The sequence below is a fragment of the Occultella kanbiaonis genome, from assembly GCF_009708215.1.
Lineage (GTDB): Bacteria > Actinomycetota > Actinomycetes > Actinomycetales > Beutenbergiaceae > Occultella > Occultella kanbiaonis.
In genome coordinates this window covers 5,150,246-5,174,160 of the sequence record NZ_CP046175.1, presented here as the reverse complement: position 1 = coordinate 5,174,160, position 23,915 = coordinate 5,150,246, and the positions used below count along the sequence as shown (strand labels likewise).

General features: G+C 72.4%; 22 protein-coding genes. 11 read left to right on the top strand and 11 right to left on the bottom strand.

The features are described from left to right. Window positions 1-62 precede the first annotated feature (62 nt). Window positions 63-1,514, bottom strand: a complete 1,452-nt coding sequence (locus tag GKS42_RS23660) for an XRE family transcriptional regulator (RefSeq protein ID WP_154796053.1) — start codon at window positions 1,512-1,514, stop codon at window positions 63-65. 183 nt (window positions 1,515-1,697) lie between these two features. Between GKS42_RS23660 and aceA the strand changes: the two genes are divergently transcribed. The 5 genes from aceA to GKS42_RS23635 all read left to right on the top strand — a co-directional run bounded on the left by aceA (window position 1,698) and on the right by GKS42_RS23635 (window position 8,928). After that, window positions 1,698-3,002, top strand: a complete 1,305-nt coding sequence (aceA, locus tag GKS42_RS23655) for an isocitrate lyase (RefSeq protein ID WP_154796932.1) — start codon at window positions 1,698-1,700, stop codon at window positions 3,000-3,002. Next, window positions 3,002-4,693 (top strand): malate synthase A, encoded by a 1,692-nt coding sequence (aceB, locus tag GKS42_RS23650; RefSeq protein WP_154796052.1) that lies wholly within the window; start codon window positions 3,002-3,004, stop codon window positions 4,691-4,693. Before aceA ends, aceB begins: the two co-directional genes overlap by 1 nt. An 83-nt stretch (window positions 4,694-4,776) precedes the next feature. Further along, a complete protein-coding gene (purD, locus tag GKS42_RS23645) occupies window positions 4,777-6,030 on the top strand; it encodes a phosphoribosylamine--glycine ligase (RefSeq protein ID WP_154796051.1) in 1,254 nt (417 codons plus the stop codon). Window positions 6,031-6,335: 305 nt separating this feature from the next. Further along, a complete protein-coding gene (locus GKS42_RS23640) occupies window positions 6,336-8,153 on the top strand; it encodes a 5'-nucleotidase C-terminal domain-containing protein (protein ID WP_154796931.1) in 1,818 nt (605 codons plus the stop codon). 43 nt (window positions 8,154-8,196) lie between these two features. Then, window positions 8,197-8,928, top strand: a complete 732-nt coding sequence (locus GKS42_RS23635; RefSeq protein ID WP_210769254.1) for a class I SAM-dependent methyltransferase — start codon at window positions 8,197-8,199, stop codon at window positions 8,926-8,928. Between the two features lie 53 nt (window positions 8,929-8,981). Here the strand turns inward: GKS42_RS23635 and GKS42_RS23630 are convergent, their stop codons facing one another. The 10 genes from GKS42_RS23630 to GKS42_RS26995 form a co-directional block, all read right to left on the bottom strand. After that, window positions 8,982-9,926: a GNAT family N-acetyltransferase gene (locus GKS42_RS23630; RefSeq protein WP_154796049.1), complete on the bottom strand. Its 945-nt coding sequence runs from the start codon at window positions 9,924-9,926 to the stop codon at window positions 8,982-8,984. Between the two features lie 119 nt (window positions 9,927-10,045). Next, the gene (locus GKS42_RS23625; protein ID WP_154796048.1) at window positions 10,046-11,701 is read right to left on the bottom strand and encodes an AAA family ATPase; all 1,656 of its coding nucleotides are present in this window, start codon (window positions 11,699-11,701) and stop codon (window positions 10,046-10,048) included. 34 nt (window positions 11,702-11,735) lie between these two features. Continuing rightward, window positions 11,736-12,242 carry a hemerythrin domain-containing protein gene (locus GKS42_RS23620; RefSeq protein ID WP_154796047.1) on the bottom strand — a complete coding sequence of 169 codons (507 nt, stop codon included), beginning with the start codon at window positions 12,240-12,242 and terminating at the stop codon, window positions 11,736-11,738. A gap of 20 nt (window positions 12,243-12,262) precedes the next feature. Beyond that, window positions 12,263-12,802 carry a hypothetical protein gene (locus GKS42_RS23615; RefSeq protein WP_154796046.1) on the bottom strand — a complete coding sequence of 180 codons (540 nt, stop codon included), beginning with the start codon at window positions 12,800-12,802 and terminating at the stop codon, window positions 12,263-12,265. A 160-nt stretch (window positions 12,803-12,962) separates the two neighbouring features. After that, the gene (locus GKS42_RS23610; RefSeq protein WP_154796045.1) at window positions 12,963-13,841 is read right to left on the bottom strand and encodes a hypothetical protein; all 879 of its coding nucleotides are present in this window, start codon (window positions 13,839-13,841) and stop codon (window positions 12,963-12,965) included. Between the two features lie 83 nt (window positions 13,842-13,924). Further along, window positions 13,925-14,497: a GNAT family N-acetyltransferase gene (locus GKS42_RS23605; protein WP_154796044.1), complete on the bottom strand. Its 573-nt coding sequence runs from the start codon at window positions 14,495-14,497 to the stop codon at window positions 13,925-13,927. A gap of 49 nt (window positions 14,498-14,546) precedes the next feature. Continuing rightward, window positions 14,547-15,152 carry a hypothetical protein gene (locus GKS42_RS23600; protein WP_154796043.1) on the bottom strand — a complete coding sequence of 202 codons (606 nt, stop codon included), beginning with the start codon at window positions 15,150-15,152 and terminating at the stop codon, window positions 14,547-14,549. Beyond that, window positions 15,149-15,682 carry a sigma-70 family RNA polymerase sigma factor gene (locus GKS42_RS23595; RefSeq protein WP_154796042.1) on the bottom strand — a complete coding sequence of 178 codons (534 nt, stop codon included), beginning with the start codon at window positions 15,680-15,682 and terminating at the stop codon, window positions 15,149-15,151. Before GKS42_RS23595 ends, GKS42_RS23600 begins: the two co-directional genes overlap by 4 nt. A gap of 73 nt (window positions 15,683-15,755) precedes the next feature. After that, a complete protein-coding gene (locus GKS42_RS23590; protein WP_168217967.1) occupies window positions 15,756-16,874 on the bottom strand; it encodes a TNT domain-containing protein in 1,119 nt (372 codons plus the stop codon). Window positions 16,875-17,023: 149 nt separating this feature from the next. Then, complete coding sequence (locus GKS42_RS26995; RefSeq protein ID WP_154796040.1) at window positions 17,024-17,770, bottom strand: DUF2249 domain-containing protein; 747 nt, start codon at window positions 17,768-17,770, stop codon at window positions 17,024-17,026. A 128-nt stretch (window positions 17,771-17,898) separates the two neighbouring features. Here GKS42_RS26995 and GKS42_RS23580 point away from each other — a divergent pair, with 128 nt between their 5' ends. From GKS42_RS23580 to purQ, 6 genes are all read left to right on the top strand, one after another. Further along, a complete protein-coding gene (locus GKS42_RS23580; RefSeq protein ID WP_154796039.1) occupies window positions 17,899-18,633 on the top strand; it encodes a helix-turn-helix transcriptional regulator in 735 nt (244 codons plus the stop codon). Window positions 18,634-18,636: 3 nt separating this feature from the next. Then, a complete protein-coding gene (locus GKS42_RS23575) occupies window positions 18,637-21,357 on the top strand; it encodes a multicopper oxidase domain-containing protein (protein WP_232847822.1) in 2,721 nt (906 codons plus the stop codon). Window positions 21,358-21,404: 47 nt separating this feature from the next. Beyond that, window positions 21,405-22,304 (top strand): phosphoribosylaminoimidazolesuccinocarboxamide synthase, encoded by a 900-nt coding sequence (locus GKS42_RS23570; RefSeq protein ID WP_154796038.1) that lies wholly within the window; start codon window positions 21,405-21,407, stop codon window positions 22,302-22,304. A gap of 8 nt (window positions 22,305-22,312) precedes the next feature. Further along, the gene (locus GKS42_RS23565; protein ID WP_154796037.1) at window positions 22,313-22,864 is read left to right on the top strand and encodes a TOPRIM nucleotidyl transferase/hydrolase domain-containing protein; all 552 of its coding nucleotides are present in this window, start codon (window positions 22,313-22,315) and stop codon (window positions 22,862-22,864) included. A gap of 101 nt (window positions 22,865-22,965) precedes the next feature. Next, entirely contained in the window at window positions 22,966-23,220 is a 255-nt protein-coding gene (gene purS / locus GKS42_RS23560) for a phosphoribosylformylglycinamidine synthase subunit PurS (RefSeq protein WP_154796036.1), read from the top strand. After that, window positions 23,220-23,903 (top strand): phosphoribosylformylglycinamidine synthase subunit PurQ, encoded by a 684-nt coding sequence (gene purQ, locus GKS42_RS23555; RefSeq protein WP_154796035.1) that lies wholly within the window; start codon window positions 23,220-23,222, stop codon window positions 23,901-23,903. The genes purS and purQ overlap by 1 nt, the downstream gene beginning before the upstream one ends. Window positions 23,904-23,915 lie beyond the last annotated feature (12 nt).

Below are 23,915 nucleotides of genomic sequence, written 5' to 3'. Positions count from 1 at the left end.
CCGCCGGCTACGGAACGCGAATCAGCGCAGGTGGGCTCGAACCAGCACAGGGCCAGCGCAGGTCAGCGTGGTGCGTGCGCCTCGAGGAACGAGTACACCTCGGCGTCGTCCACGCCGGGGAACGTGCCCGAGGGGAGTGCGCCGAGGATGTGCGTGTGCAGCTTGGCGCTCGGCCAGGCGGCGCCGCGCCACTTGGCGGTCAGGTCCGCGGACGGCTGCCGGCAGCAGGTCGGGTCGGGGCAGCGGGACACCGAGCGGGACGTGGTCTCCCGGCCGCGGAACCACTTGGCGGCCGTGAACGGGACACCGAGCGTGACGGAGAAGTCGCCGTCGGCGCCCTGGCCGGTCTGGGCGCTGCACCAGTACGTGCCCGACGGTGTGTCCGTGTACTGGTGGAACTCGCCGGCCAGGTCGTTGTGGTCGAACACGGTGCGTGAGGTCCAGTGCCGGCACACCGTCTGCCCCTCGATCGCTCCGGTGACGTCCGTCGGGAAGTCCACGTCGTCGTTCTCGTACCCCTTGAACAGCGTGCCGTCGCGGCCCACCCGCGCGAAGTGCACGGTGATGCCGAGCCGGGAGGTGGCCAGGTTCGTGAACCGGTGCGCCGCGCTCTCGTGGGTCACCCCGAACGCGTCCCGCAGGTCCTCCACGGCGAGGTCCCGGTTCCGCTTCGCGGTGAGCAGGAACTCCGTAGCCGCGTGCCGTGGCATCAGCACGCACGCGGCGAAGTAGCTGATCTCCAGGCGCTGGCGCAGGAAGTCGGCGTAGGTGCCGGGGTGGGTGTGCCCGAGGACCCGGTGCGCCACCGCCTGCAGGGCCAGGGAGCGCAGCCCGTGCCCGCCGGGCAGGGATGCCGGCGGGAGGTAGATCCGGCCGTGCTCCAGGTCGGTGACCGTGCGGGTGGAGGAGGGCAGGTCGCGCGCGTGATGCAGGCTGAACCCGAGGTGGGCGACGATCTGCTCGACGGTGCGGTGGGTCAGCGGGCCGGAGGAGTACCCGACCGTGCCCAGCAGTTCCTCGGCGGCGTCCTCGATCTCCTCGAGGTAGTTGTCCCGGGCCCGCATCGCCCGGCGGAGCTCGGTGTTCGCGCGCCGGGCCTCCTCGGGGGTGGCGCTGGCTTCGCTCGAGCGCCGGGCCAGTTCGGCGTGCAGGCCGACCAGTGCCTCCAACGCCTCAGTCGGCAGCCGCTTGCCGGCCCGGACCCGCGGCAGTCCGAGCGTCGCGTAGAGCGGCCCGCGCTGGGCCGTGTCCAGGGCGATCTCGAGGCCGTCACGCCGGCTCGGCGGCTCGGCGTCCAGCAGGGCGGCGAGCTCGACGCCGAGGGCGGTCGCGATCGCCTGCAGCAGGGTGAGGCGCGGCTCGCGGTGCCCGTTCTCGATCAGGGAGAGCTGGCTCGGTGCGGTGCCCACCTGGCCGGCCAGGTCGTCCAAGGTCATCCCGGCCGTGGTCCGGAAGTGTCGGATCCGCCGGCCGATGGTCAGCACGGCGGCTCCAGCGTCGGTCTCGGTGCTCATTCTTTGACAATAGCGAAAGAATCGACATTCTTTCCAGCAAGTGGGCGTGGAAAGTGGGTTGTTCTTCGACCAGAGTCGTCGACACCACCTCACACCCGAGGCTGTCGAACCCGTCCCGAACGAAGTCTTCCGAAGGAGTGAACGACCGTGACGACCACGACCCACCAGTCCCAGACCCCGTCCATCCAGCACAGCGAGGAGGGCCGGGCCGTCCGGCTCGACCCGGCCGAGCAGCTGCGCCGCGACTGGGCCACCGACCCGCGCTGGCGCGGCATCGAACGCAGCTACACAGCCGAGGATGTGGTGACCCTGCGCGGCCGCGTGCAGGAGGAGCACACCCTCGCCCGCCGCGGGGCCGAGCGGCTCTGGGACCTGATCCACACCCGCGACTACGTGAACGCACTCGGCGCCCTCACCGGCAACCAGGCGGTGCAGATGGTCAAGGCGGGCCTGGAGGCGATCTACCTCTCCGGCTGGCAGGTGGCCGCGGACGCGAACCTGTCCGGCCAGACCTACCCGGACCAGTCGCTCTACCCGGCGAACTCGGTGCCGGCCGTGGTGCGGCGCATCAACAACGCGCTGCTGCGGGCGGACCAGATCTCCTTCAGTGAGGGGGACACGGAGCCCGACTGCCGTGATTTCCTTGCCCCGATCGTCGCCGACGCCGAGGCCGGCTTCGGTGGCCCGCTGAACGCCTTCGAGCTCATGAAGGCGATGATCGCGTCCGGCGCCGCCGGGGTGCACTGGGAGGACCAGCTCGCCTCGGAGAAGAAGTGCGGCCACATGGGCGGCAAGGTTCTCATCCCGACCGCGCAGCACATCCGCACCCTGAACGCGGCCCGGCTCGCGGCCGACCTCGCCGGGGTCCCCACCCTGGTCATCGCCCGCACCGACTCCCTCGGTGCGAATCTGCTCACCACCGACACCGACGAGCGGGACCGGCCGTTCGTCACCGGCGAGCGCACCACCGAGGGCTTCTACCGGATCACCCCAGGGCCCGACGCGGCGATCGCCCGCGGCCTGGCCTACGCGCCGTACTGCGACCTGATCTGGGTGGAGACCGGAAAGCCGGACCTGGGCTTCGCGCGGGAGTTCGCCGAGGCGATCCATGCGCAGTTCCCCGGCAAGAAGCTCGCCTACAACTGCTCGCCGTCCTTCAACTGGGCGGCCGCGCTCGACGAGGACACGATCGCCAGGTTCCAGCGCGAGCTCGGTGCCATGGGCTACGCGTTCCAGTTCATCACCCTGGCCGGCTTCCACGCCCTGAACCACTCGATGTTCGACCTGGCGCACGGGTACGCCCGTACCGGCATGAGCGCCTACGTGCAGCTCCAGCAGGCCGAGTTCGCCTCCGCCGACCGCGGCTACACCGCCGTCAAGCACCAGGCGGAGGTGGGCACCGGCTACTTCGACCGAGTCGCGACCGCCCTGAACCCGACGTCCGGGACGCTCGCGCTGACGGGCTCGACGGAAGAGGAGCAGTTCTGATGAGCACGATCAGCCCACCCCGCAGTCACACGACCGAGCGGACGCGGTCGGCCGCTCCGGAGAACCCGACCACCGACCAGGGCGGCCCGAACCGCATCAGGCTCGCTGCGCCGTCGGGCCTGACGATCACGGCACCGCGGGTGCCGGGCGACGACGTCGTGCTCACCCCGGGCGCGCTCGCCACGGTGGTCGAGCTGCACCACCGCTTCGATGCCCGACGGCGGTGCCTCCTCGGGCGTCGAGCGGAGCGTCAGGCGTGGCTCGCCGAGGGCAACGAGCTCGGACTCCTCGAGGAGACCGCAGACCTCCGTGCCGACCCCACCTGGCAGGTGGCGCCGCCGGCGCCAGGACTGAGCCGCCGCACGGTGGAGATCACGGGCCCGGCGAGCCGGGCGATGGCCGTGAACGCGCTGAACTCCGGCGCGGACGTGTGGATGGCGGACCTCGAGGACGCCACCAGCCCCACCTGGGTGAACCTGATCGAGGCACAGCAGAACCTGATCCGGTTCACCCGCGACGAGCTGGACTTCACCGGCCCCGGCGGCAAGGAGTACATCGTCGGCGCGCGCACCGCCACGGTGCTGATGCGCCCGCGCGGCTGGCACCTGAGCGAGAAGCACCTGCTGATCGACGGGCGCGAGACGTCGGCGTCGCTGACCGACGTGGCGCTGTACTTCCACCACTGTGCCGCGGCTCTGATCGAGCGCGGGCAGGGACCGTACTTCTACCTGCCCAAGCTCGAGTCGCACCTGGAGGCCCGGCTCTGGAACGACGTGTTCTGCTACCTGCAGGACCGGTACTCGATCCCGCGCGGCAGCGTGCGGGCGACGGTGCTCATCGAGACGCTGCCGGCGGCGCTGGAGATGGAGGAGATCCTCTACGAGCTGCGTGAGCACTCTGCCGGGCTGAACGCCGGGCGGTGGGACTACCTGTTCTCGCTGATCAAGACGCTGCGGCAGACCGGGGCGACCCTGCCGGACCGCGACTCGCTGACCATGACCGTCCCGTTCATGCGTGCCTACACCGAGCGCCTGGTGGCCACGTGTCACCGTCGCGGCGCCCACGCGATCGGCGGGATGGCCGCGTTCGTGCCGAACCGGGCCGACGAACGCGCCACCGAGAACGCGCTGCGGCGGATCCGGGCGGACAAGGATCGGGAGGCCGAGGACGGCTTCGACGGGTCCTGGGTGGCGCACCCGGGTCTGGTGCCGGTGGCCAGGGCCGCGTTCACCGGCGTGCTGCGCGGGCGCGACCACCAGCTCGAGCGACAGCGGCACGACGTGTTGGACCCGGCGGACCTGCTCGACGTTGACTCGGCCGGCTCCGGGGCCAGCCTGGTCGGGCTGCGCACGAACATCGCGGTCTCGCTGCGCTACCTCGAGGCGTGGCTGCGCGGCCAGGGTGCCGTCGCCATCAACAACCTGATGGAGGACGCCGCCACCGTGGAGATCTCCCGGTCCCAGGTGTGGCAGTGGCGCCAGGCCGGCGTGGTGCTCGACGAGGGCATCGCGGTCACCGAGCCGCTGGTGCGCCGCCTCGTGGCGGAGGAGGCGGAGCGGATCCACTCGGGCGCGGATCCCGGTGGTCACCCACTGCTCGCCGACGCCGTCCGGCTGTTCTGCGACGTTGCCCTCGGCGAGGAGTTCGAGGAGTTCTTCACCCTCCGCGGCTACCGCGACTACCTGCGCTGAACCCATGCAGGTCGGTGCGCGCGATCACGCTCTCGTGATCGCGCGCACTCGCGCACGGGGGCGGCCCGGTAGGCTCGCTGTCCGTGAAGATCCTGCTGATCGGCTCCGGTGCCCGCGAGCACGCCCTGGCCCGTTCGCTCGCCGCGGACTCCGCGACGAGCACGCTGACCGTGGCCCCGGGCAACCCCGGCACGGCCGCGCTCGCGACCAACCGGGACGTGGATGCCGACGACCCGGCCGCCGTCGCCGCGCTCGCCCGCGAGCTCGACGCCGACCTCGTGGTGGTCGGCCCTGAGGCGCCACTGGTCGCCGGGGTCGCGGACGCCGTGCGCGCCGCGGGGATCCCCGTGTTCGGACCGAACGGTGACGCGGCGACGCTGGAGGGCTCGAAGGCGTTCGCGAAGGACGTCATGGCCGCGGCGAGCGTCCCGACCGCGATGGCGCACGTGTGCCGCACCGTCGAGGAGGCCGAGGCCGCGCTGGATGCGTTCGGCCCTCCGTACGTGGTCAAGGACGACGGCCTCGCCGCGGGCAAGGGTGTGGTCGTCACGCAGGACCGGGCCGCCGCGCTCGCCCACGCCGCCGAGTGCGTGAACCGCAGCCGCCGGGCCACCGTGGTCATCGAGGAGTTCCTCGACGGCCCCGAGATCTCCCTGTTCTGCCTCTGTGACGGCGAGAACGTGGTCCCGCTCGCGCCCGCCCAGGACTTCAAGCGCCTCGCCGACGGCGACGCCGGACCGAACACCGGCGGGATGGGTGCGTACTCGCCGCTGCCGTGGGCGCCCGACGACCTCGTCGAGCAGGTCGTGGACCGGGTCGCGCTGCCCACCGTGCGTGAGCTCGCCCGCCGCGGCACCCCGTTCGTCGGCCTGCTCTACTGCGGCCTTGCGCTCACCTCGCGCGGGCTGCGCGTGATCGAGTTCAACGCGCGGTTCGGGGACCCCGAGACCCAGGTGGTGCTCGCCCGCCTCGAGTCCTCCCTCGCCACCGCGCTGCACGCCGCCGCCACCGGGACCCTGGACCGGCTGCCGGACCTGCGCTGGTCCGACGGTGCCGCCGTCACCGTCGTGATCGCCGCCCACGGCTACCCCGGGCAGGTCCGCTCCGGCGACCCGATCACCGGCATCGACGCCGCCGAGGCGCTCGACGACGTGCACGTGCTGCACGCGGGCACGGCCATGGCCGACGGCGGCCTGGTCACCGCGGGTGGTCGGGTGCTGTCCGTGGTGGGTACCGGCGCGGACCTGCCGGCCGCTCGCGCGGCCGCCTACGCGGGCGTCGAGCGGATCGGGATCGACGGCGGCCAGCACCGCAGCGACATCGCCGCCGCTCTCTGACGCTCCCGACGGAGGCCACCCGGGCGCTCCGCGCGCGCCAGGGTGGCCCGGTCGGCCGTCGCGGCAGGTCGAGGCCCAGTGGTCACCGGACGTTCATCGGCGACCCCCCTGTGCAGGTCGGGCCGACCTGAGTAGTGTCGTCGCGGTCCGCCCCCCCGGCGGACGCCCCACCCCGGCGGCCCACGAGGCCGCCGGCGATTCGACGAGGAGTCCCCATGGCCCACAAGCCCACCCCCACCTCCGACGCGAAGACCGCGCACGCCGCCCTCCTCGATTCGGAGGTGTCCCGGCGTCGCCTGCTCGGGATGGCCGCCGTCGGGACCGCCGGCGCTGCGGCCGCGGGCCTCATCGGTGCCGACGCCGCGCACGCCGGCAACACCGACACCGGGGGTCCGGGGCGCAACGACGCGCACCGGCGCCGCCTGACCGTGCTCGGCACCACGGACCTGCACGGCAACGTGTTCAACTGGGACTACTTCAAGGACGGCGAGTACACCGACTCGGCCGGCAACGACATCGGCCTGGCGAAGATCTCGACGCTGGTCAGCGCGATGCGGGCCGAGCGTGGCGAGCGCACCACCCTGCTGCTGGACGCCGGGGACACGATCCAGGGCACGCCGCTCGCGTACTACTACGCCAGGATCGACCCGATCACGGGTGGGCACGTGCACCCGATGGCCGCCGCCATGAACGCGATCGGCTACGACGCCGCCGCGATGGGCAACCACGAGTTCAACTACGGCCTCGACACGCTGCAGACGTTCGTCGACCAGCTGGACTTCCCGCTGCTGTGCGCGAACGCCGTCGACGACTTCACCGGTGAACCCGCCTACGAGCCCTACGTCATCCACACCGTCCGCCCGCGTGGGGCCCGCCCGATCAAGGTCGGCATCCTCGGCCTGGTCACCCCGGGCGTGGCGATCTGGGACAAGGCGAACGTGGAGGGCATCCTGCACTTCCCGGGCCTCGTCGAGCAGGCGCAGGTGTTCGTGCCGCGGATGAAGAGCCGCGGGGCGGACATCATCATCGTCTCGGCGCACTCCGGCGCGGACACGTCCAGCTCCTACGGCGACGCCCTGCCGTACCCGGAGAACGCCGCCACCCTCGTCGCCGAGCAGGTGCCGGACATCGACGCGATCCTCGTCGGCCACGCACACTCCGAGATCGTCGAGCGTTTCGTCACCAACACCGCCACCGGCAAGCAGGTCCTGCTCACCGAACCGCTGCGCTGGGGCATGCGGCTGAGCGTCATGGACCTCGACCTGGTCTCCGAACGCGGCCGCTGGCACGTGGAGTCCGCGCACTCCCGCCTGCTGAACGCGAACTCTGTGCCCGAGGACCCGGCGATCGTGGAGATCCTCACCGCCGACCATGAGACGGTCCGCGGCTACGTGAACTCGGTGATCGGCACGAACCTGACCGCGATGTCCGCGCAGACCTCACGGTACGAGGACACCGCGGCCATGGACTTCATCAACCACGTCCAGTCGGACGCCGTCACCCAGGCCCTGGCCGGCACGCCCGAGGCCGACCTTCCGGTGCTGTCCATCGCGGCCCCGTTCAACCGGGACGCGGCCATTCCCGCGGGCGACGTGACGGTGCGGGACGTGGCCGGCATGTACATCTTCGACAACACCCTGTTGGCGATCACGCTGACCGGGGCCGAGGTGCTCGCCTACCTGGAGCAGTCCGCGGCCTACTTCAAGCAGATCACCGGTACCGGACCGTTCGCCCCGGACGACGTCACCAACGCCGTCACCCCGACGGCGCCGAACGGCACGCCCGACTACAACTACGACATCATGGGCGGCTTCACCGCGCCGCTCACCTACGACATCGACATCGCGCAGGCGCCCGGATCCCGGATCGTCGGCCTGAGCTACGACGGCGCCCCGATCGACCCCGCGCAACGGTTCGTCATCGCGATCAACAACTACCGCCAGTCCGGCGGTGGCAACTTCCCGGGCGTGGTGGCTGCCCCGGTGGTCTACAACGCCCAGGTCGAGATCCGTCAGCTCATCATCGACTGGGCAACGGCCGTCGGCCAGATCGACTCCTCGGTCTTCGCCGCGACGGACTGGCGCCTGGTCGCCAACGGTGCGCCCGTGATCATCCAGGCCTGACGACCGCGGAAATCAGTTGGGCATGCCCGTTAGCGTGACGGGCGTGCCCGATCCGATCTTCGACGAGCCCCGACTCGCCGCCGTCTACGACGCGCTCGACCCCGACCGCCGCGACCTCGACGTCTACGTCGCCCTGCTGGCCGACGAGCTCGGCGCCCGCAGCGTGCTCGACGTCGGGTGCGGCACCGGCACCTTCGCGATCATGTTGGCCGACCGGGGCCTCGACGTCGTCGGCGTCGACCCGGCCCGGGCGAGCGTCGACGTCGCCCGCGGCAAGCCGGGAGCGGACCGGGTCCGCTGGCTCGACGGGGACGCGACCGCACTGCCGGACCTCACCGTGGACGCCGCGACCATGACCGCGAACGTCTCGCAGGTGTTCACCAGCGACGACGACTGGGTCGCCACGCTGGCCGGCATCCACCGGGCGCTGCGGCCCGGTGGGCACCTGGTGTTCGAGGCCCGCCGGCCGGAGGTGCGTGCCTGGGAGGCCTGGACGCCGGAGGCGACCCACCAGATCGTCGACTGCGGCCCGGCCGGCCTGGTCGAGGACTGGACCGAGATCATCTCCTACTCCGATGGCGTGCTCGAGTTCTCATCGCCGACGGTCTTCCACGTCGACGGCGTCCGCATCGAGTCGACGTCGAGGCTGCGGTTCCGTACTCGCGAGGAGGTCGAGGCCTCGCTCGTCGAGACCGGCTACGTCGTCCGCGACGTGCGCGACGCACCGGACCGGCCCGGCCGCGAGTGGGTCTACGTCGCGCAGCGCCCCGAGTAGTCCGGCGTCACGCGCAAGAGCCCGACGGCGGCTGCGCCGTCGGGCATCGAGCGTCAGTCGGTCCGGTCGACCTTGGCGAACGTCGCGGTGGTGCGCACCGGTGTGAAGCCGACCGACTCGTACAGGCGGCCGGCGCCGGTCGGGTTGATGGAGTCGACGTCGAGCTCGACCAGGTCGTACTCGCCGGTCGCCGCCGCGGCCGTCAGGCTCGCGGTCAGCACCTGGCGCGCCAGGCCCTGGCCGCGTGCGGACGGTCGGGTGCCGACGATGCTGATGTAGAGCTCCCGGTCCACCCACTGGCCGGTGATCACGTAGGCGAGCACCACGCCGTCCTCCACGGCGACCCGGGACGTCGCGACCCGCAGCGACCGGGCCTCCATCCCCTTGGCCCACTGCTCGGGCTCCTGCGGCGCGGAACCCCAGTGGCTGGCGAACGCCTCGTTGTGCGCGAGCCGCAGCGGCTCGGCCAGCTCGGGCGTGACCGGCCCCACCCGCGGGTCGGTGACCTCGGGCAGCGGGTCCCCGGGAAGCGGGCGCTGCATCGCGGTGAAGTACCGGACGATCTCGTAGCCACGCCCGGTCAGCAGCGGGCGGACCGGGTCCGACTCCAGGCCGCCGGACGCGCGGAGCTCGAACGGCTCGCCCGGGTGACGCTCGGTGGCCAGGGCCCGCCCGCGCGGTTCCATCTCGTCGAACATCCGGGTGGCGATGCCCTGCCCGCGCCAATCCGGGTGCACGCCGCCGCCGATCATCGCCCGGGCCGTGCCCTCATAGGTGAGCGCGAGGGAGACCCGGAGCTGACTGTAGGCGACCAGGGTGTCCCCGTCCCACACCGCGATCGAGTCCAGCGCGGGGTCGAAGCCCGGCTCGCCGAGCTCCTCGGCCAGGTCCTCCGGCTCGTAGTACTCCTCGGTGCGGTCGACCTTCGCGAGCAGGTTCGTCAGCTCGGCCCAGGCGGGCACCGCATCGGTGTCCAGGGTGCTCCAGCGCAGTGTCATCGGGCGGCCTTCCAGGCGTGATCGGCGGACGGGACGCCCCAGGATGCCGCGGACCGCCCCCGCGGCGTCAAGGGTAATCGCGGCGGTGGCCGCCTCGCCCGACGAGAGAGCGCACCGATCTACGCGGGCGCTTCGCCGCCGTCGGGACCGGGGTCCGGATCGCGGCCCGGACCAGGAACTCCCTCCGGGCCGTCGCCGGCACCTGGCTCGAAGTGCAGGTCCGAGGAGAAGGTGGCGCTCGCGGGCCGGCACACCCCGCCCGACCCGGGGGCGTAAGCGAACCAGCCCCCGCTGGTCCCACCGGCCCCGTACCCGTCGTCCGCCTCGTCCTCGTCGAAGCCATCGGGCGCTCCGTCCGGTCCCGAGGCGCCGAGGGTCGCCCGGGTGATCGCGTCGCCGTCGGACATCATCTCGGCGACGGCGGAACGCAGCTGGTCGTCACCGACCTGTTCCGGGGCGCCGGTCTCGGCGGCGAGCAGCACCGCGCGCCGCACGAGTTCCTTGACGAAACTCGCGGTGGCACCGGCTGCAGTGTCCGCGACCTCCTCGCGGGCCTGCGCGGAGAAGGCGAGGTCCCGGGCGTACAGGTCGAGCAGGGCGCGCCGGGCGGGCGCGTCCGGCAGGGGGATCTCGACGGCGAGATCCACCCGGCCGGGCCGCTGCGCGAGCGCGGGCTCCAGCACGTCCACCCGGTTGGTGGTGAGCAGGAACGTGACGTCGGAGTCGGCGGACAGGCCGTCGAGGGCATCGAGGACCTCGAACAGCAACGGGGAGGAGGTGTGCGGGTTGCGCGCGCCCGCCACCAGGTCGCAGTCCTCCAGGACCACGATCGCCGGCGCCAGGGTGCGGGCGGTCTCGGCGGCCAGGGACACCAGTGCGAGCGTCTGCCCCGAGAGCAGGATCACGGTTGCGTCGCTCGCGGCGCCCACCAGATAGCGAACGGTCAGGGTCTTCCCGGTGCCCGGCGGCCCGTACAGCAGCACCCCGCGCTTGAGGTGCTGGCCGGCGCGGGCGAGCGCCTCGGCGTGGGCGCCGATGCCGAGCACGTGCCGCTCGATCCGGTGCAGGGTCCCCTCGGGCAGCACGATGTCACCCGCTCCGACGGCGGGGCGGGCGTGGAACGTGACCCCGCCGGCGCTCGGCCCGTACTCGGAGCTGGTGAACGTGACGACCTGTCCGCGCAGCACGCTGTGGCTGTTCATCGCGGTGCGGATCTGGGTCAGGAAGGCGGCTGCCACCTCCCGGTCAGGCGTGAGCACCTCCAGCTTGGCGGCCGCGCCGAACTGCGGGTTGCTGCCGCGCTGCAGGACCGCGACGGGGTTGCCGTCGAAGGCGAACAGGTGCAGGCCGAACGCGACCACTGACCGCTCGGTCTCCGGCCCGACCGGGACGGTTCGGAACTCGACCGGCCCGATCGGGAACATGCCGTGCTGGCCGGCGTACTGCACGATCTCGCTGAGCGAGTTGTGCCAGCGCTGGTCCCCGCCACCGATGCCGAGCTGTTCGCCGCCGCCGTGCGCCGCGATCACGTGCTCCAGGGCGACGTCCGCGTCCGCCGTGCGCAGCGGGCTGATCTCCTCGGTGAGGGTGGCGGGAGTGCGTGGGTCGACTCCGAGGTGCGCGGTGAGCACCGGCAGCAGTGGTTCCCCGGAGGTCTCCGGCGTCGAGTGCGAGGCAGCGAGGCTCGCCAGTGCGTGGAAGTCGGCCAGGAAGGAGGCCAGCGAGCCCTCGAGAGGGCTGGGGCCGGACGGTTCGGCCGCGGGCGGGATGCTCATCCGGTCATCCTGTCAGCCCCGGCCCGCCTCCTGCTCAGGCGAGAGGGCCGAGGTAGTGCCGTCGATCGCCGTCGGCGCCGTCTGTTGAACCGACTGCTGAACCGGCCGGGCCGGGAAGGTCGAGGGCGTCCAGCACCGAGATCAGCTGCTTCTCCTCGAACCGGAAGTGGGTCTCCATGATCGCCTCGATGCCGTCGAGGTGGCGCAGGGTGTCCTCGCGCGGTGCCCCGGCCTCGAGGGTGCGGCCGAGCTCGCCGATGAGATGGTCGAGCATCGAGTGGTCCCGGGTCAGGCCCCGCAGCACCGGCGCCAGGTCCGGGTGGGCGGCCTCGATCTGAGGGAACAGCGCTGCGTCCTCACTGCGGTGATGCCCTGTCAGCGCGGAACAGAAGCCCCAGCAGTACAACAACAGGTCCCGCGGGATGGGCACGGTGGGATCCGAGTCCTCGACCGTGTCCCGGGCCAGTGTCATCGCCTCGCGCAGCCGGGCGTGCACGGCACGCAGCTCCGCGCCCCAGGTGAGGAGCCGATCGGTGGACATCAGGTCCGCTCCGCCCGGATCTAGCCGCAGTCGTCGCAGATCCCGGACGCGGGGAGCTGGACGAAGCAGGTCGGGCAGATCTTGGGAAGTTCCTCGGGCGCCGTCGGCTTGCTCACCCGAGGTGCGCGGGTTCGAGTTCCGGTGCGGCGGGCGCGGGTGGCGTTCTCGGCCTCGGCCTCCTTGGCGCGAGCCTCGGCATCGGCGAGGGCGATGACCTCGGCAGGGATGTCGTCGGCGTAGCGCCGGTAGCAGGCGAAGCGGGCCTGGGTGACGCTCTCCTCGGTCTCGACGTCCCCGCCGGCCCGGTGGACCACCAGCGATGTCAGCGGGGGCAGGCCGTCCGCGTGCGCGCGAGTGACCACGATCGCGAGGACGCTCCCGATCCAGGTGCGGTACGGGGAGCGGGTGCGCAGCAGGCTGCGGGACTGGACCTGCTCGGCGAGATCGGCACGCGTGATGACGGCGAGGTGATGGCCGGCCACCTCGGTGAGGATGTCGTGGGCCGCGTCCGCCCAGGCGCCCGAACCCTCGTTGACCCCTACCCAGCGCTCGGCCGTCACCCGAACCTCACGATCAGGGAACCCGCTGCACGACGGTTGCGCCGCCGACCGATCGTGATTGTCATCTGCACCGTTCGAGCATACGGCGCGGACACCGCCACCCCGAACCGGGTGTGGGTGTCTGCCGGCAGCGGCGCATGGCGCACCGGGCAGTGACGAGTCACGTCCGCCTCCGGACGCTGGTGGTGCCCGCGTACTCGCGCCACACCCACTCGGGGACGCCGTCGTCGATCTCGGCGAGGATCCGCAGGTGCGTCTCGAGCAACTGCGGGGTCAGGTTCGTCGGGGCGTGCGAGACCAGAAAGTCCCCACGCACGTGGATCTCGGTGACGGAGTCGTCGGCGTGGTTGAGCAGTTCCATCAGGCGGGGATGCGTGAACGCCGACGCGTACCGCGGATCCTCGGCGTCGACCCGCCAGTGGTGGTTGAACGTGGCGGACTCGAAGCGCACCTGCTGACCGGTGAACACGTCGTCCTCGGCGCGGTCGATCAGGCTCACCGGCGGCAGCACGTTCCGCAGCCGTCGCGCGATGACCTGCTCCACCTCGAGCAGGTACCCGCTGCCCCGCTCGAAATGGAAGGACAGCCCCATCCGGCCGCGGTAGTGCCCCGTCAGCAGCTCGGAGAACCTGGCGCGCTTGTCGGAGTTCAGGTCCCGGACCGGTTGGCACACGCTCGCCGCGGACGCCTGCTGCGCGGGGATCTGCTTGCCCTTGGCGAACCACGCCCAACCCGCACCCTTGGCCCACGCCCGCAGCCGCCGTCGGCGCGGGATCCGCACGGCCGCCTGCCCGATCAGCACCACGGACGCCCAGACCGCGCCGACCGCCCAGGTGAGGAGCATCACCACGAGGAAGACCCCGAGCCCCACGTCGACCGCCTGGATCCCGCCGGAGTAAACCTCGCCGACCCCGCAGGTGACGGCCGTCGACAGCACGCCGATCGTGGTCACGACGGTGCCGATGGTCCGGCTCACCCGCTTGCGGGCCCGCGTGACGGGCCGCTTGCGGCGCGGTGGGTTGGGTCGGGCGGTAGACATCTAGGGCTGAGCCTAGAAGATGCCCGACGGCGGTGGTCGCCCTCGCGATGGGCCGTTCTGCCCGTGCGGTGGGCGCGGGCGGACTACGGGCGAGGGTCGGTGGCGAGGCGGGACATGAAGTGCTCGTCGATGCGCTCGCCGTCGAAGACGGCGGCGTCCCGCTTGGTGCCCTCGAACACGAACCCCGCCTTCTCGTAGGCCCGCCGGCCGGCCGGGTTGAACGAGAACACGTCGAGGCCGATCCGGTGCAGGCCGATCACGTCGAGCCCATGGTCGGTGATCAGCCGGGTTGCCTCGGTGCCCAGCCCGCGGCCGCGGCCCGCCGGGCCGATCAGGATCCGGAAGTTGCACGAGGACGCGTTCGGGTCGTAGTCGTTGAGAACCGCCTCGCCGACGACGGCGCCGCTCGCGTTGTCCACGATCGCCAGGTCGAGGCGGTCGGTCGCGGTGGTGTTACGGAGGTAGAACTCCCGCACGTCCTCGACCCCGGTGTTGTCGGCCTCGAGCTCGGCGGTGCTGGTGTAGCTCATCGTCAGCCGGCCCACAACGGGGTCGTTCAGGACGGCGGCGATCGCGGGCAGGTCCGCCTCCTCGAACGGGCGGAGGGTGACCAGATCCCCGGTCAGGACGGGTTTGGTGGCGAAATCGTGGGTCATTCCTCGACGGTAGGCGAGCAGGTTCCGCCATGTCGACGCCGGATGGTGCCTACTCCGTCAGAGAGAACTGGACCAGGGGCAGCGAGCGGCACGCCTCGGGCAGGTCGTCGGGCAGGAGCGTGTCGGCGAACGCCGGGTCGTTGTACCAGCCGCCCCCGCCCACGACCGAGGTGCCGAGGAGCACCTCGGTCCCGTTCGGGAAGGTGACGACGAGGTCGTCGGCCTCCTCGGCGTCGCGGCCCATCGTCGTGCCGTACGGGAATGCGGCGAGGGAGAACAGGTCAACGGTCCGGATGCCGACGCACCCGTCGGCATCCACCTCCAGCACACCCTGGATCTGGGCCTCCATGACCGACCGGACCGACTCCGGCTCCACCACGAGGACGGGTAGGGGTGCGCCGGCGCCTGACGGAGGGCCTGTCGGCCCCGGGCTTGTGGAGGGAGTCACCGTGCCCGGAAGGACCGTGGGTGTTCGGGCGCCGACCTGAAGCCCCCCGACGATCGCGCCCGCGACCAGGACGGCGCAGGCGGTGCTCACCACGAGGGCGCTCCGGTGCCGCGACCGGCGAGCGCGCGCCCGGATCGACGCAGCGTCGAGGTCGGGCTCGGGCAGTGCTGCGGGCACCTCACGCAGGAGTTGTTCCACGTTCCTCATGAGTCCTCCAGGTCGGACGGCGTCCGGTCGGCACGCATGACGGCGAGTGCGCGCGAGCAGGTCGTCTTCACGTTGCTCTCGCTCATCCGCAGTTCCCGGGCCACCACGGCAACGGGGAGGTCGAGGACGTATCGCAGCACCACGACGCGACGCTGGGGCAGGGTCAGGCGCTCGAGCAGGCCGGCCAGTTCGGCACGGTCCTCGACGCCCGAAGCCACCTCCGCCGGTCGCGGACCGCTCGCGTACTCGCGCAGCGTCGCGGACTCGCGGGTGCGCCGGCGCCAGCGATCGACCCGGAGGTTGACCAGGATCCGGCGGGCGTACGCGAACGGGTCGGTGTCCGCACGCCGGATTCGCCGCCAGTGCCGGTAGGTGCGGGCCAGGGCCTCCTGGGTCAGGTCCTCGGCGTCGGCCCGGTCGAGGGCGAGGGCCCAGGCGGCCCGGTACAGCGCAGGGCCACGTTCCCGGACGAACGCGTCGAACGCGGTGTCCGGGTCCTCGTCCGCGAAGGCGAGTTCGGGCCCGTCCATGACACCTCCGTCTCGCATGTGGTCCACACCCACTCACACGCACACCGGTCGCGAAAGGTTACACAGCCCCTGTTCAGCCGAACGCGATGACCTGACGCAGCACCCCGGCGCGAACGAGGTCGCGTACCCCGCGGCCCTTGCCCTCCACGTGGAACCGGATGCCGCCGCCGGGCTGGTCGAACCACGGCGGCACGATCTCGGCCTGCACCTCGACCGGCTGCATCGCCATCAGGATGATCTCCTGGGCGCCCTCGCCCGCTGCGGCCGGCGGCAGCGAACGCTGCTCCCAGGGCGTGCGCCAGGGGTAGAAGTAGAGGCCGTCGAGCACTCCGATCCGGTCGTAGGGCACTCCGGCCGCGAGGTTCGTGATGATGCCACCGGGCCCTGCCTGCATGAGCCGAGCGTGTAGATCGGTGTAACTACGCTGGGCCGCCTGCGCGCGCTGGGCGAGTTCCGCCGTCGGGATCTGGAGCGGCTGCGGGACCGGCGCGGTGAGATAGCCCCAGACGGTCGCGCAGGCGTCGCGCTCCGTGAAGTGCTCGGCCAGGAGTTCGTGCTGGCCGTAGTCCTCGATCTGCACCCCGTAGTGGCGAGGGCCGTAGCGGATGACTTCGATCGTGCCCTCGAGCGCAGCGTTCGGATCGTCGCCGGGCAGCACGACCCCGCGCTGCGGGTGCCCGATCGTGCCCAGCGCGGCACGCAACCGGGCCGCCTCCTCACCCTCCACGTGATCCAGGGTCAGCCAGGCCGGCACCAGGTCGCGCTCCCGAGGGTGGCGGCGCAGGTCGGCCAGCCACTTCTCGTCGGTGGGCACCGGTGGCTCCTCCGGCGCGTCGAGCATCGAGCCGGTGGTCGAGTTCCAGTACGGGCGGCGGTCGTAGTTGTAGCTGACGTCCAGCGACCCCGGCGGAGTCATCGACGCCGTCGCGGACAGCCACGCGCCCCTGCCGGGTGCGCTCATGTGCGCGCGCAGCGCGGCCAGAGCTCCGACGGCGGCGTCCGGCACCCGCACGGGTCGTGGGGCCGCGTGCCCGGTGTCGGTCAGGTACGCGCGACCGCTGTGCTGCGTGCCTGCCTGCGACCACTCGACGTCGAACCTCAGCCAGGACTGGGTGCCGGCCTCGACGTTCGCCGCGGTGACCAGCGACCGACCCAACTGCTCCGTGAGGTCGGAGACGGCGTCGAGTTCCATGCCAGGCATTATGCCGTCCGGACCCGGCGCAGACGCCAGGCCGGACGTGCCGCTGCGCCACCGACCCGTCACGTGAATCAGTGACGCAGCGCCGGGCTCGACGCGCCGTTTCGCCGGTGACGCCCCCTGGCGATGCGCCGCGGAATCGCTCAGTTCCGGCTGAACCGCAGCCGCCAGGCCTGCGGGCCCCGCTCGACGTATGTCACGTCGAACGCGCCGGGCCGGCGCTGCTCCAACTGGGCCAGCAATGGCAGCGGGTCATGGGGTGCGACGAGGATCATCGACGCTCCGGGCCGCACCGCATCAAGCGCCCCGAAGACGGTTGCGTGCCGGATCGCGTGCGGCACGGTCCGGGCATCCAGTTCTGGTTCCGCCGCCTCGGTGCCGCCGCATCCGCAGGCGTGGCCGTGGCCCGCGTCGCCGAGGGTGGGCAGAGTCGCAGCGAGGTCGGCGAGCGATACGCCCGGCAGGGCCGCCAGGGCCGGCAGCAGGTGGTCGTCGACGTCGGCGAGGTGGGCGGTGGTGAGCGCGGTCAGGGCGCCGGCCGCAGCGACGCCGGCGATCGGGTCGGGCGCGTCGGCGAGCGACTGGGCCGCGCCGACGATGCCCGCCTGCTGGCCCGCGAGGCTCTGCGCCAGGAGTCGGGTCCCGCCATGCTCACGGGCCTGCGCGAGGGTGTCGGCGGCCAGCCGGGTCAGATGCGGCAGCACTGCGGCGGCCGTGAACTCCTGCACCTCGCGCCGGGCGGCCTGGGCCGCGACGGAGCCGCCGGCAGCGGCGGCGAACAGGGCATCGGTGCGCGCCCGCAGCGCGGCCCCGAGTTCCGTGTGGCGGGCGCGGAGCTCCTCGACGGCGGTGGCATCGGCCTGGGTGCTGGCGACAACGAGCGTGGTCATGACGTCCTCCGGAATGGTGTGCGTGGCGTCCAAACTTTATTACACTGCATTCCGTGATAATTAATCGAGGTCGCCCGTCGGACCTTGGACCGCGGCCGGTGCTGCCACCGGCGTCGGTGCACACGCCGATGAGCGCGGCTCGCGGGGCCGTGCTGGACCTGCTGGCGCAGCAGTCCGCCCCGTGCACCGTCGGCGCCCTCGCCCAGGCACTGCACCAGCACCAGAACACCGTGCGGGAGCACCTCGACGCCCTCATCGAGGCCGGACTGGTCACGCGCACCCGGGCCGCGGCGAAGGGGAGGGGCCGGCCGGCCTGGCTGTACGCCGCCACCGAGCCGGATGCGCCGATGGCGACCCAGGAGTACGTCGGCCTGGCGACCGCGCTCGCCGCCCAGGTCGCCCGGACCAGTGAGGATCCACGTGAGGCCGGGATCACGGCCGGCCGATACTGGGGTCAGGACCTGGCCCGCCGATCGGCCGCTCGTCAGGCGTCCGCCCGCCGGTCCCTGGCTCTCGATCCCGCCGGCTCGAGGCGCATCGGCTCCGGTCCCGCCGACTCCCCGGACGTCGGCTCCGGGGACGCCTACGACGAGGTGCTCGACACCCTGGACGGGCTCGGCTTCGACCCCGACCCGGAGCACGGCTCGGACGTGGTCCGGCTGCGCCGGTGCCCACTCCTGGAGGCCGCCCACCGACACGAGCACGTGGTCTGCGGCGTGCACCTGGGCATGGTCCAGGGGTTCCTGGAGGAGTCCGGTGCGGACCCGGTCGGAGTGCGCCTCGTGCCGTTCGCCGAGCGGGGGGCGTGTGTGCTCCACCTGCCCGAGCAGGTGCCTGCGCGCGTGCCCGAATCCAAGGCCTGAGCGATGCGGTCCCGAACCGGACCCAGGGACCCGGCCGCTCCGGACGGCCCCACGACGGCCGAGGACGGACGCGGCGGCCGCCCGCCGCTCCCGCCGATGCCGGACCGCTCCCGCCACCACCTGCGCGCGAACGCGCCGGTCGCGTTCTGGCTGCTCGCCGTCGTGGTCGTCGCCATCGCGCACCGGTGGATCCCCGAGCAGCGCTGGCTGCTCGTGCACCTGCTCCTGCTCGGCGCCGTGACGAACGCCATCGGGGTGTGGAGCACCCACTTCACGGACGCACTGCTACGCCGGCGGCCGGCGTCCCGGCGCTGGCAGACGGTGCGCGCCGTCGCCCTCAACGTCGGTGTGATCGCAACCGTGGCCGGGGTGGTCGCCGGGATCTGGCTCCTGGTGCTCGCCGGCGCGATCATGGTGGGCGCCGCGATGGCCGCGCACGGGACGGCCCTGGCGCTGCGGGCCCGGCGTGCCCTCTCCTCCCGGTTCGCCGCCACGATCCGCTACTACGTCGTGGCGTCCTGGCTCTTGCCTGTCGGTGCCGGCCTGGGCGTCCTCATGGCCCGCGGCCCGGCCGACGAGTGGCAGGCGCGCCTGCAGGTGGCGCACGTGGCCGTGAACCTGCTCGGCTTCGTCGGCCTCACCGTGCTCGGGACGCTCGTCACGCTCTGGCCGACCATGCTGCGCACCCGCATCGACCCCGACGGCGAGGCCGCCTCCCGGCGCGCGCTGTGGATCCTGGCGGGCTCGGTCGTGGCGATCGCGGTCGGCGCGGCCGCCGGTTCCAGGATCCTGGTGCTGGCCGGGCTGGTCGGCTACCTGGTCGGGATCGCCTGGATCGGGACCCCGATGCTCCGGGTGGCGCGCACGAAACCGCCGACGGCGATGCCCACCCTGTCCGTGCTGGCCGGGATCTGCTGGCTGGTGTTCGGCCTCGTGCAGCTGATCGTCATCGTGGCGCGTACCCCGGACTGGGCCGAGCTGGCGGACGCCGTCGGCGCGGTGACGGTCCCGTTCGCGGCCGGGTTCGCCGCCCAGGTGCTCATCGGCGCGATGACGTACCTGGCACCGGTGGTGCTCGGCGGTGGGCCGGCGGTCCTGCGCGCGACCATGACCACGATCGAGCGCGGCGCCGGGTGGCGGGTCGCGGTCGCCAACGCGGGCCTCGTGCTCGGCGTGGCACCGGTGCCCTCGCTTGTGCTCGTCGCGGCGTCGTTCGCGGTTCTGATCGGGCTCGGGTCCTTCCTGCCCCTGCTCGTGGCCGCCGCGGTGATGAACCGCCGGGCGCGCTCGGCCGGGCGGACCCCGCCCACGACCGGTCCGGTCGCACCGGTGCCACACCGGTATCGGAGCCAGGCCGTGGCCGGTCTGGCCGCCCTCGCCCTCGCCGTCGCAGCGGCAGTCGCCGCGGACCCGGCGGCGGTCGGCGCGGGCGCGGGAGCAGGCGCCGGGGCGGCGGGGACCGGGCAGAGCACCACCGTCGTGGTCGAGGCCGCGGACATGCGGTTCACGCCGGATGCGATCGAGGTGCCAGCAGGGAACCGGCTCGTGCTCGAGGTGCACAACACCGACGCGACCCAGGTGCACGACCTGGTGCTCGACAACGGCATGAGCTCGGGGCGGCTCGCCCCCGGGGAGTCCGCCACGATCGACGTCGGCGTGGTGGGCCGGTCCCTCGACGCCTGGTGCTCGGTGATCGGGCACCGCCAGATGGGCATGGTGCTCGCCATCCAGGTGACCGGTGGCGGCACGGACGCGGGGGCCGCGACGGGTGAGGGCGACGCCGGCGGTGCGGCGGAGCACGACGGCCACGACCCGGCCGGCGGCACCGGCGCCGGTGCCGCCGCAGACCTCGACCCTGGCGCGACCCCCGGGCCGGGCTGGGAGGCGCCGGACGCCGTCGTCCCCTCGATCCCGGCGGGTACCACGCACGAGTACACGTTCACGGTCGGCGAGGCCGAGAGGGAGGTCGCGCCCGGGGTCACCCAGACGCTCTGGACGTTCAACGGAACGGCGCCCGGCCCCACCCTGCACGGCCGGATCGGGGACACGTTCGTGATCACGTTGGTCAACGACGGCACCATCGGGCACTCGATCGACTTCCACGCCGGGGCGCTGGCGCCGGACGAGCCGATGCGCACGATCGCGCCCGGGGAGTCGCTCACCTACACGTTCACGGCCACCCGGTCAGGGATCTGGATGTACCACTGCGCCACGATGCCGATGAGCGCCCACATCGCGAACGGCATGTTCGGGGCGGTGATCATCGACCCGCCGGGCCTGGCGCCGGTCGACCGCGAGTACGTACTGATCCAGTCCGAGTACTACCTGGGCGAACAGGGGGGCGAGGTCGATACCGCCAAGGTCGCGGCGGGGGAGGCGGACCTGGTGGTCTTCAACGGGTACGCGAACGCCTACGACTTCGCGCCACTCGAGGCCGTCGCGGGGGAGCGGGTGCGGATCTGGGTGCTCGCGGCCGGGCCGAACCGGGGCACCTCGTTCCACGTCGTCGGCGGCCAGTTCGACACGGTGTTCGCCGAGGGCGCCTACCTGCTGACCTCCGGCGAGGCCACCGGGGGCGGCGCGCAGACCCTCGCGCTCGGCGCCGCACAGGGCGGGTTCGTGGAGCTCGTGATGCCCGAGGCCGGGCGCTACCCGGTCGTCAACCACGTGATGAGCGATGCCGAACGCGGCGCGCACGGCGTCCTCGAGGTGACCGCGCCGTGACCGGGCGGAGGCGCGGGCGGCCGCGATGATGGTGCCAGACTGGACCCGTGACCGACACGGCGACCACCCCACCCGCGCTGCCCGGCTGGCGGCACACCTACTCGGGCAAGGTCCGCGACCTGTACGTGCCCGACGACGGCGCCACCGACGTGGTCCTGGTCGTGGCCAGCGACCGGATCAGCGCCTACGACCACGTGCTCCCGACGACCATCGACGACAAGGGCGCCGTCCTCACCGCGCTGAGCCTGTGGTGGTTCGACCAGCTGAGCCCGCTCGTGGCCAACCACGTCGTCTCGCTCGAGGTGCCCGAGCAGGTCGCCGGCCGGGCGATGATCTGCCGTCGGCTCCAGATGTACCCGGTGGAGTGCGTGGCCCGCGGCTACCTCACCGGCTCCGGACTGGTGGAGTACGAAGCCACCCGTGAGGTGTGTGGGGTGCCGTTGCCGGACGGCCTCGTGGACGGCTCCCGGCTGTCCGAGCCGATCTTCACCCCGGCCACCAAGGCGGCCGTCGGTGAGCACGACGAGAACGTCTCGTTCGACGTGGTCGCCGCCCAGATCGGTCAGGACGTCGCCTCCCGGCTCCGGGACACCACCCTCGCCGTCTACGCACGTGCCGAAGAGATCGCGGCCGAGCGTGGCGTGATCCTTGCGGACACCAAGCTGGAGTTCGGCACCGACCCGGTGAGCGGCGAACTGATCCTCGGTGACGAGGTACTGACCCCGGACTCGTCCCGGTACTGGCCGGCCGACCAGTGGCAGCCCGGCCGGGCCCAGCCCAGCTTCGACAAGCAGTTCGTCCGGGACTGGCTGACGTCGCCGGAGTCCGGGTGGGACCGGCACTCGGAGGAGCCCCCGCCGGCGTTGCCCGCGGACGTGGTCGCCCGCACCCGGGACCGTTACGTCGAGGCCTATGAGCGGATCACCGGCCTGACGTTCGGCGCCTGACCCGAGCCATGCGTGCAGCGGTGCTGGTCGAGGGGCGCAGTGACAGCGCCGCGCTCGAACGCCTGGCCGGCCGCCGGGGCCGGGATCTGGCCGCCGAGGGCGTCGCCGTCGTCGCGATGGGCGGCGCCACGAACATCCGCCGCTACCTCGAGCGGCTCGGCCCACGCGGGCTCGGCCTTGACCTCGCCGGTCTGTGTGACGTGGCCGAGGTCGGCTACTACCGGCGCGGACTGGCCGCAGCCGGGCTCGGCGCGGACCTGACCCGAGCGCAACTGGAGCAGCGCGGGTTCTTCGTCTGCGTCGCCGACCTCGAGGACGAGCTGATCCGCGCCCTTGGCACCGACGCCGTCGAGGCCGTCATCGACGAGCGCGGCGAACTCGGCTCGTTCCGGACGATGCAGCAGCAACCGGCCCAGCGGGACCGACCCCTGACCGCCCAGCTCCGCCGGTTCCTCGGCACCCGCGGCGGGCGAAAGATCGCCTACGCGCCGGCGCTCGTCGACGCGCTCGACCTGGACCGGGTGCCCGCACCGCTCGACGGGGTGCTCGGCGCCGTCTGAGCCGACTGCCCGTTCTACGGGCACCTCGCCGGACCGGCGACGGCGGCCGGTAGGATCGGGGCGTCCCGTCACCTTTCGTAGAACCAGGGAGTCCCGCTCAGATGGCACGTGTCGTCGTGGAGATCATGCCGAAGCCGGAGATCCTGGACCCCCAGGGCAAGGCGGTCGCGGGTGCGCTGCCGCGGCTCGGGTTCACCGGCTTCGCGTCGGTGCGTCAGGGCAAGCGGTTCGAGCTGGAGGTGGACGGGGAGGCGACCGAGGACGTCCTCGCCGCGGCCCGCAGGGCCGCCGAAGAGGTGCTCTCCAACCCGGTCATCGAGGACGTCGTCTCGGTGCACGTCGCCACGGAGGACTGATGGCCCGCATCGGTGTGATCACCTTCCCCGGCAGCCTCGACGACCGGGACGCCGCCCGCGCGGTGCGCCTCGTCGGCGCCGAGCCGGTGCGGCTGTGGCACGCGGACGACTCCCTCGCCGAGGTCGACGCGGTCATCCTGCCCGGCGGCTTCTCCTACGGCGACTACCTGCGTGCCGGGGCGATCTCCCGGTTCGCCCCGATCATGGGCGCCCTGGTGGACGCCGCCAACGGCGGGCTGCCGGTCCTCGGGATCTGCAACGGCTTCCAGATCCTGTGCGAGACGCACCTGCTCGCCGGCGCCATGATCAAGAACGAGCACCTCACCTTCGTGTGCAAGGACCAGACGCTGCGGGTGGAGAACAACACCACCGCCTGGTCGAACGAGTACGCGGCCGGCGAGGAGATCGTGGTCCCGCTGAAGAACCAGGACGGGCAGTTCATCGCCGACGAGGCCACCCTCGACGAGCTCGAGGGCGAGGGACGCGTCGTGTTCCGCTACGTCGGCAACCCGAACGGCTCCCGCCGGGACATCGCCGGCATCACGAACGCGCGCGGCAACGTGGTGGGCCTGATGCCGCACCCCGAGCACGCCGTCGAGGCCGGGTTCGGCCCCGAGGGCTCCGGCACGGACGGCCTGCGCTTCTTCACCTCGGCACTCGGGTCACTGCTCGCGGCCAACTGACGTTCGGGTGCC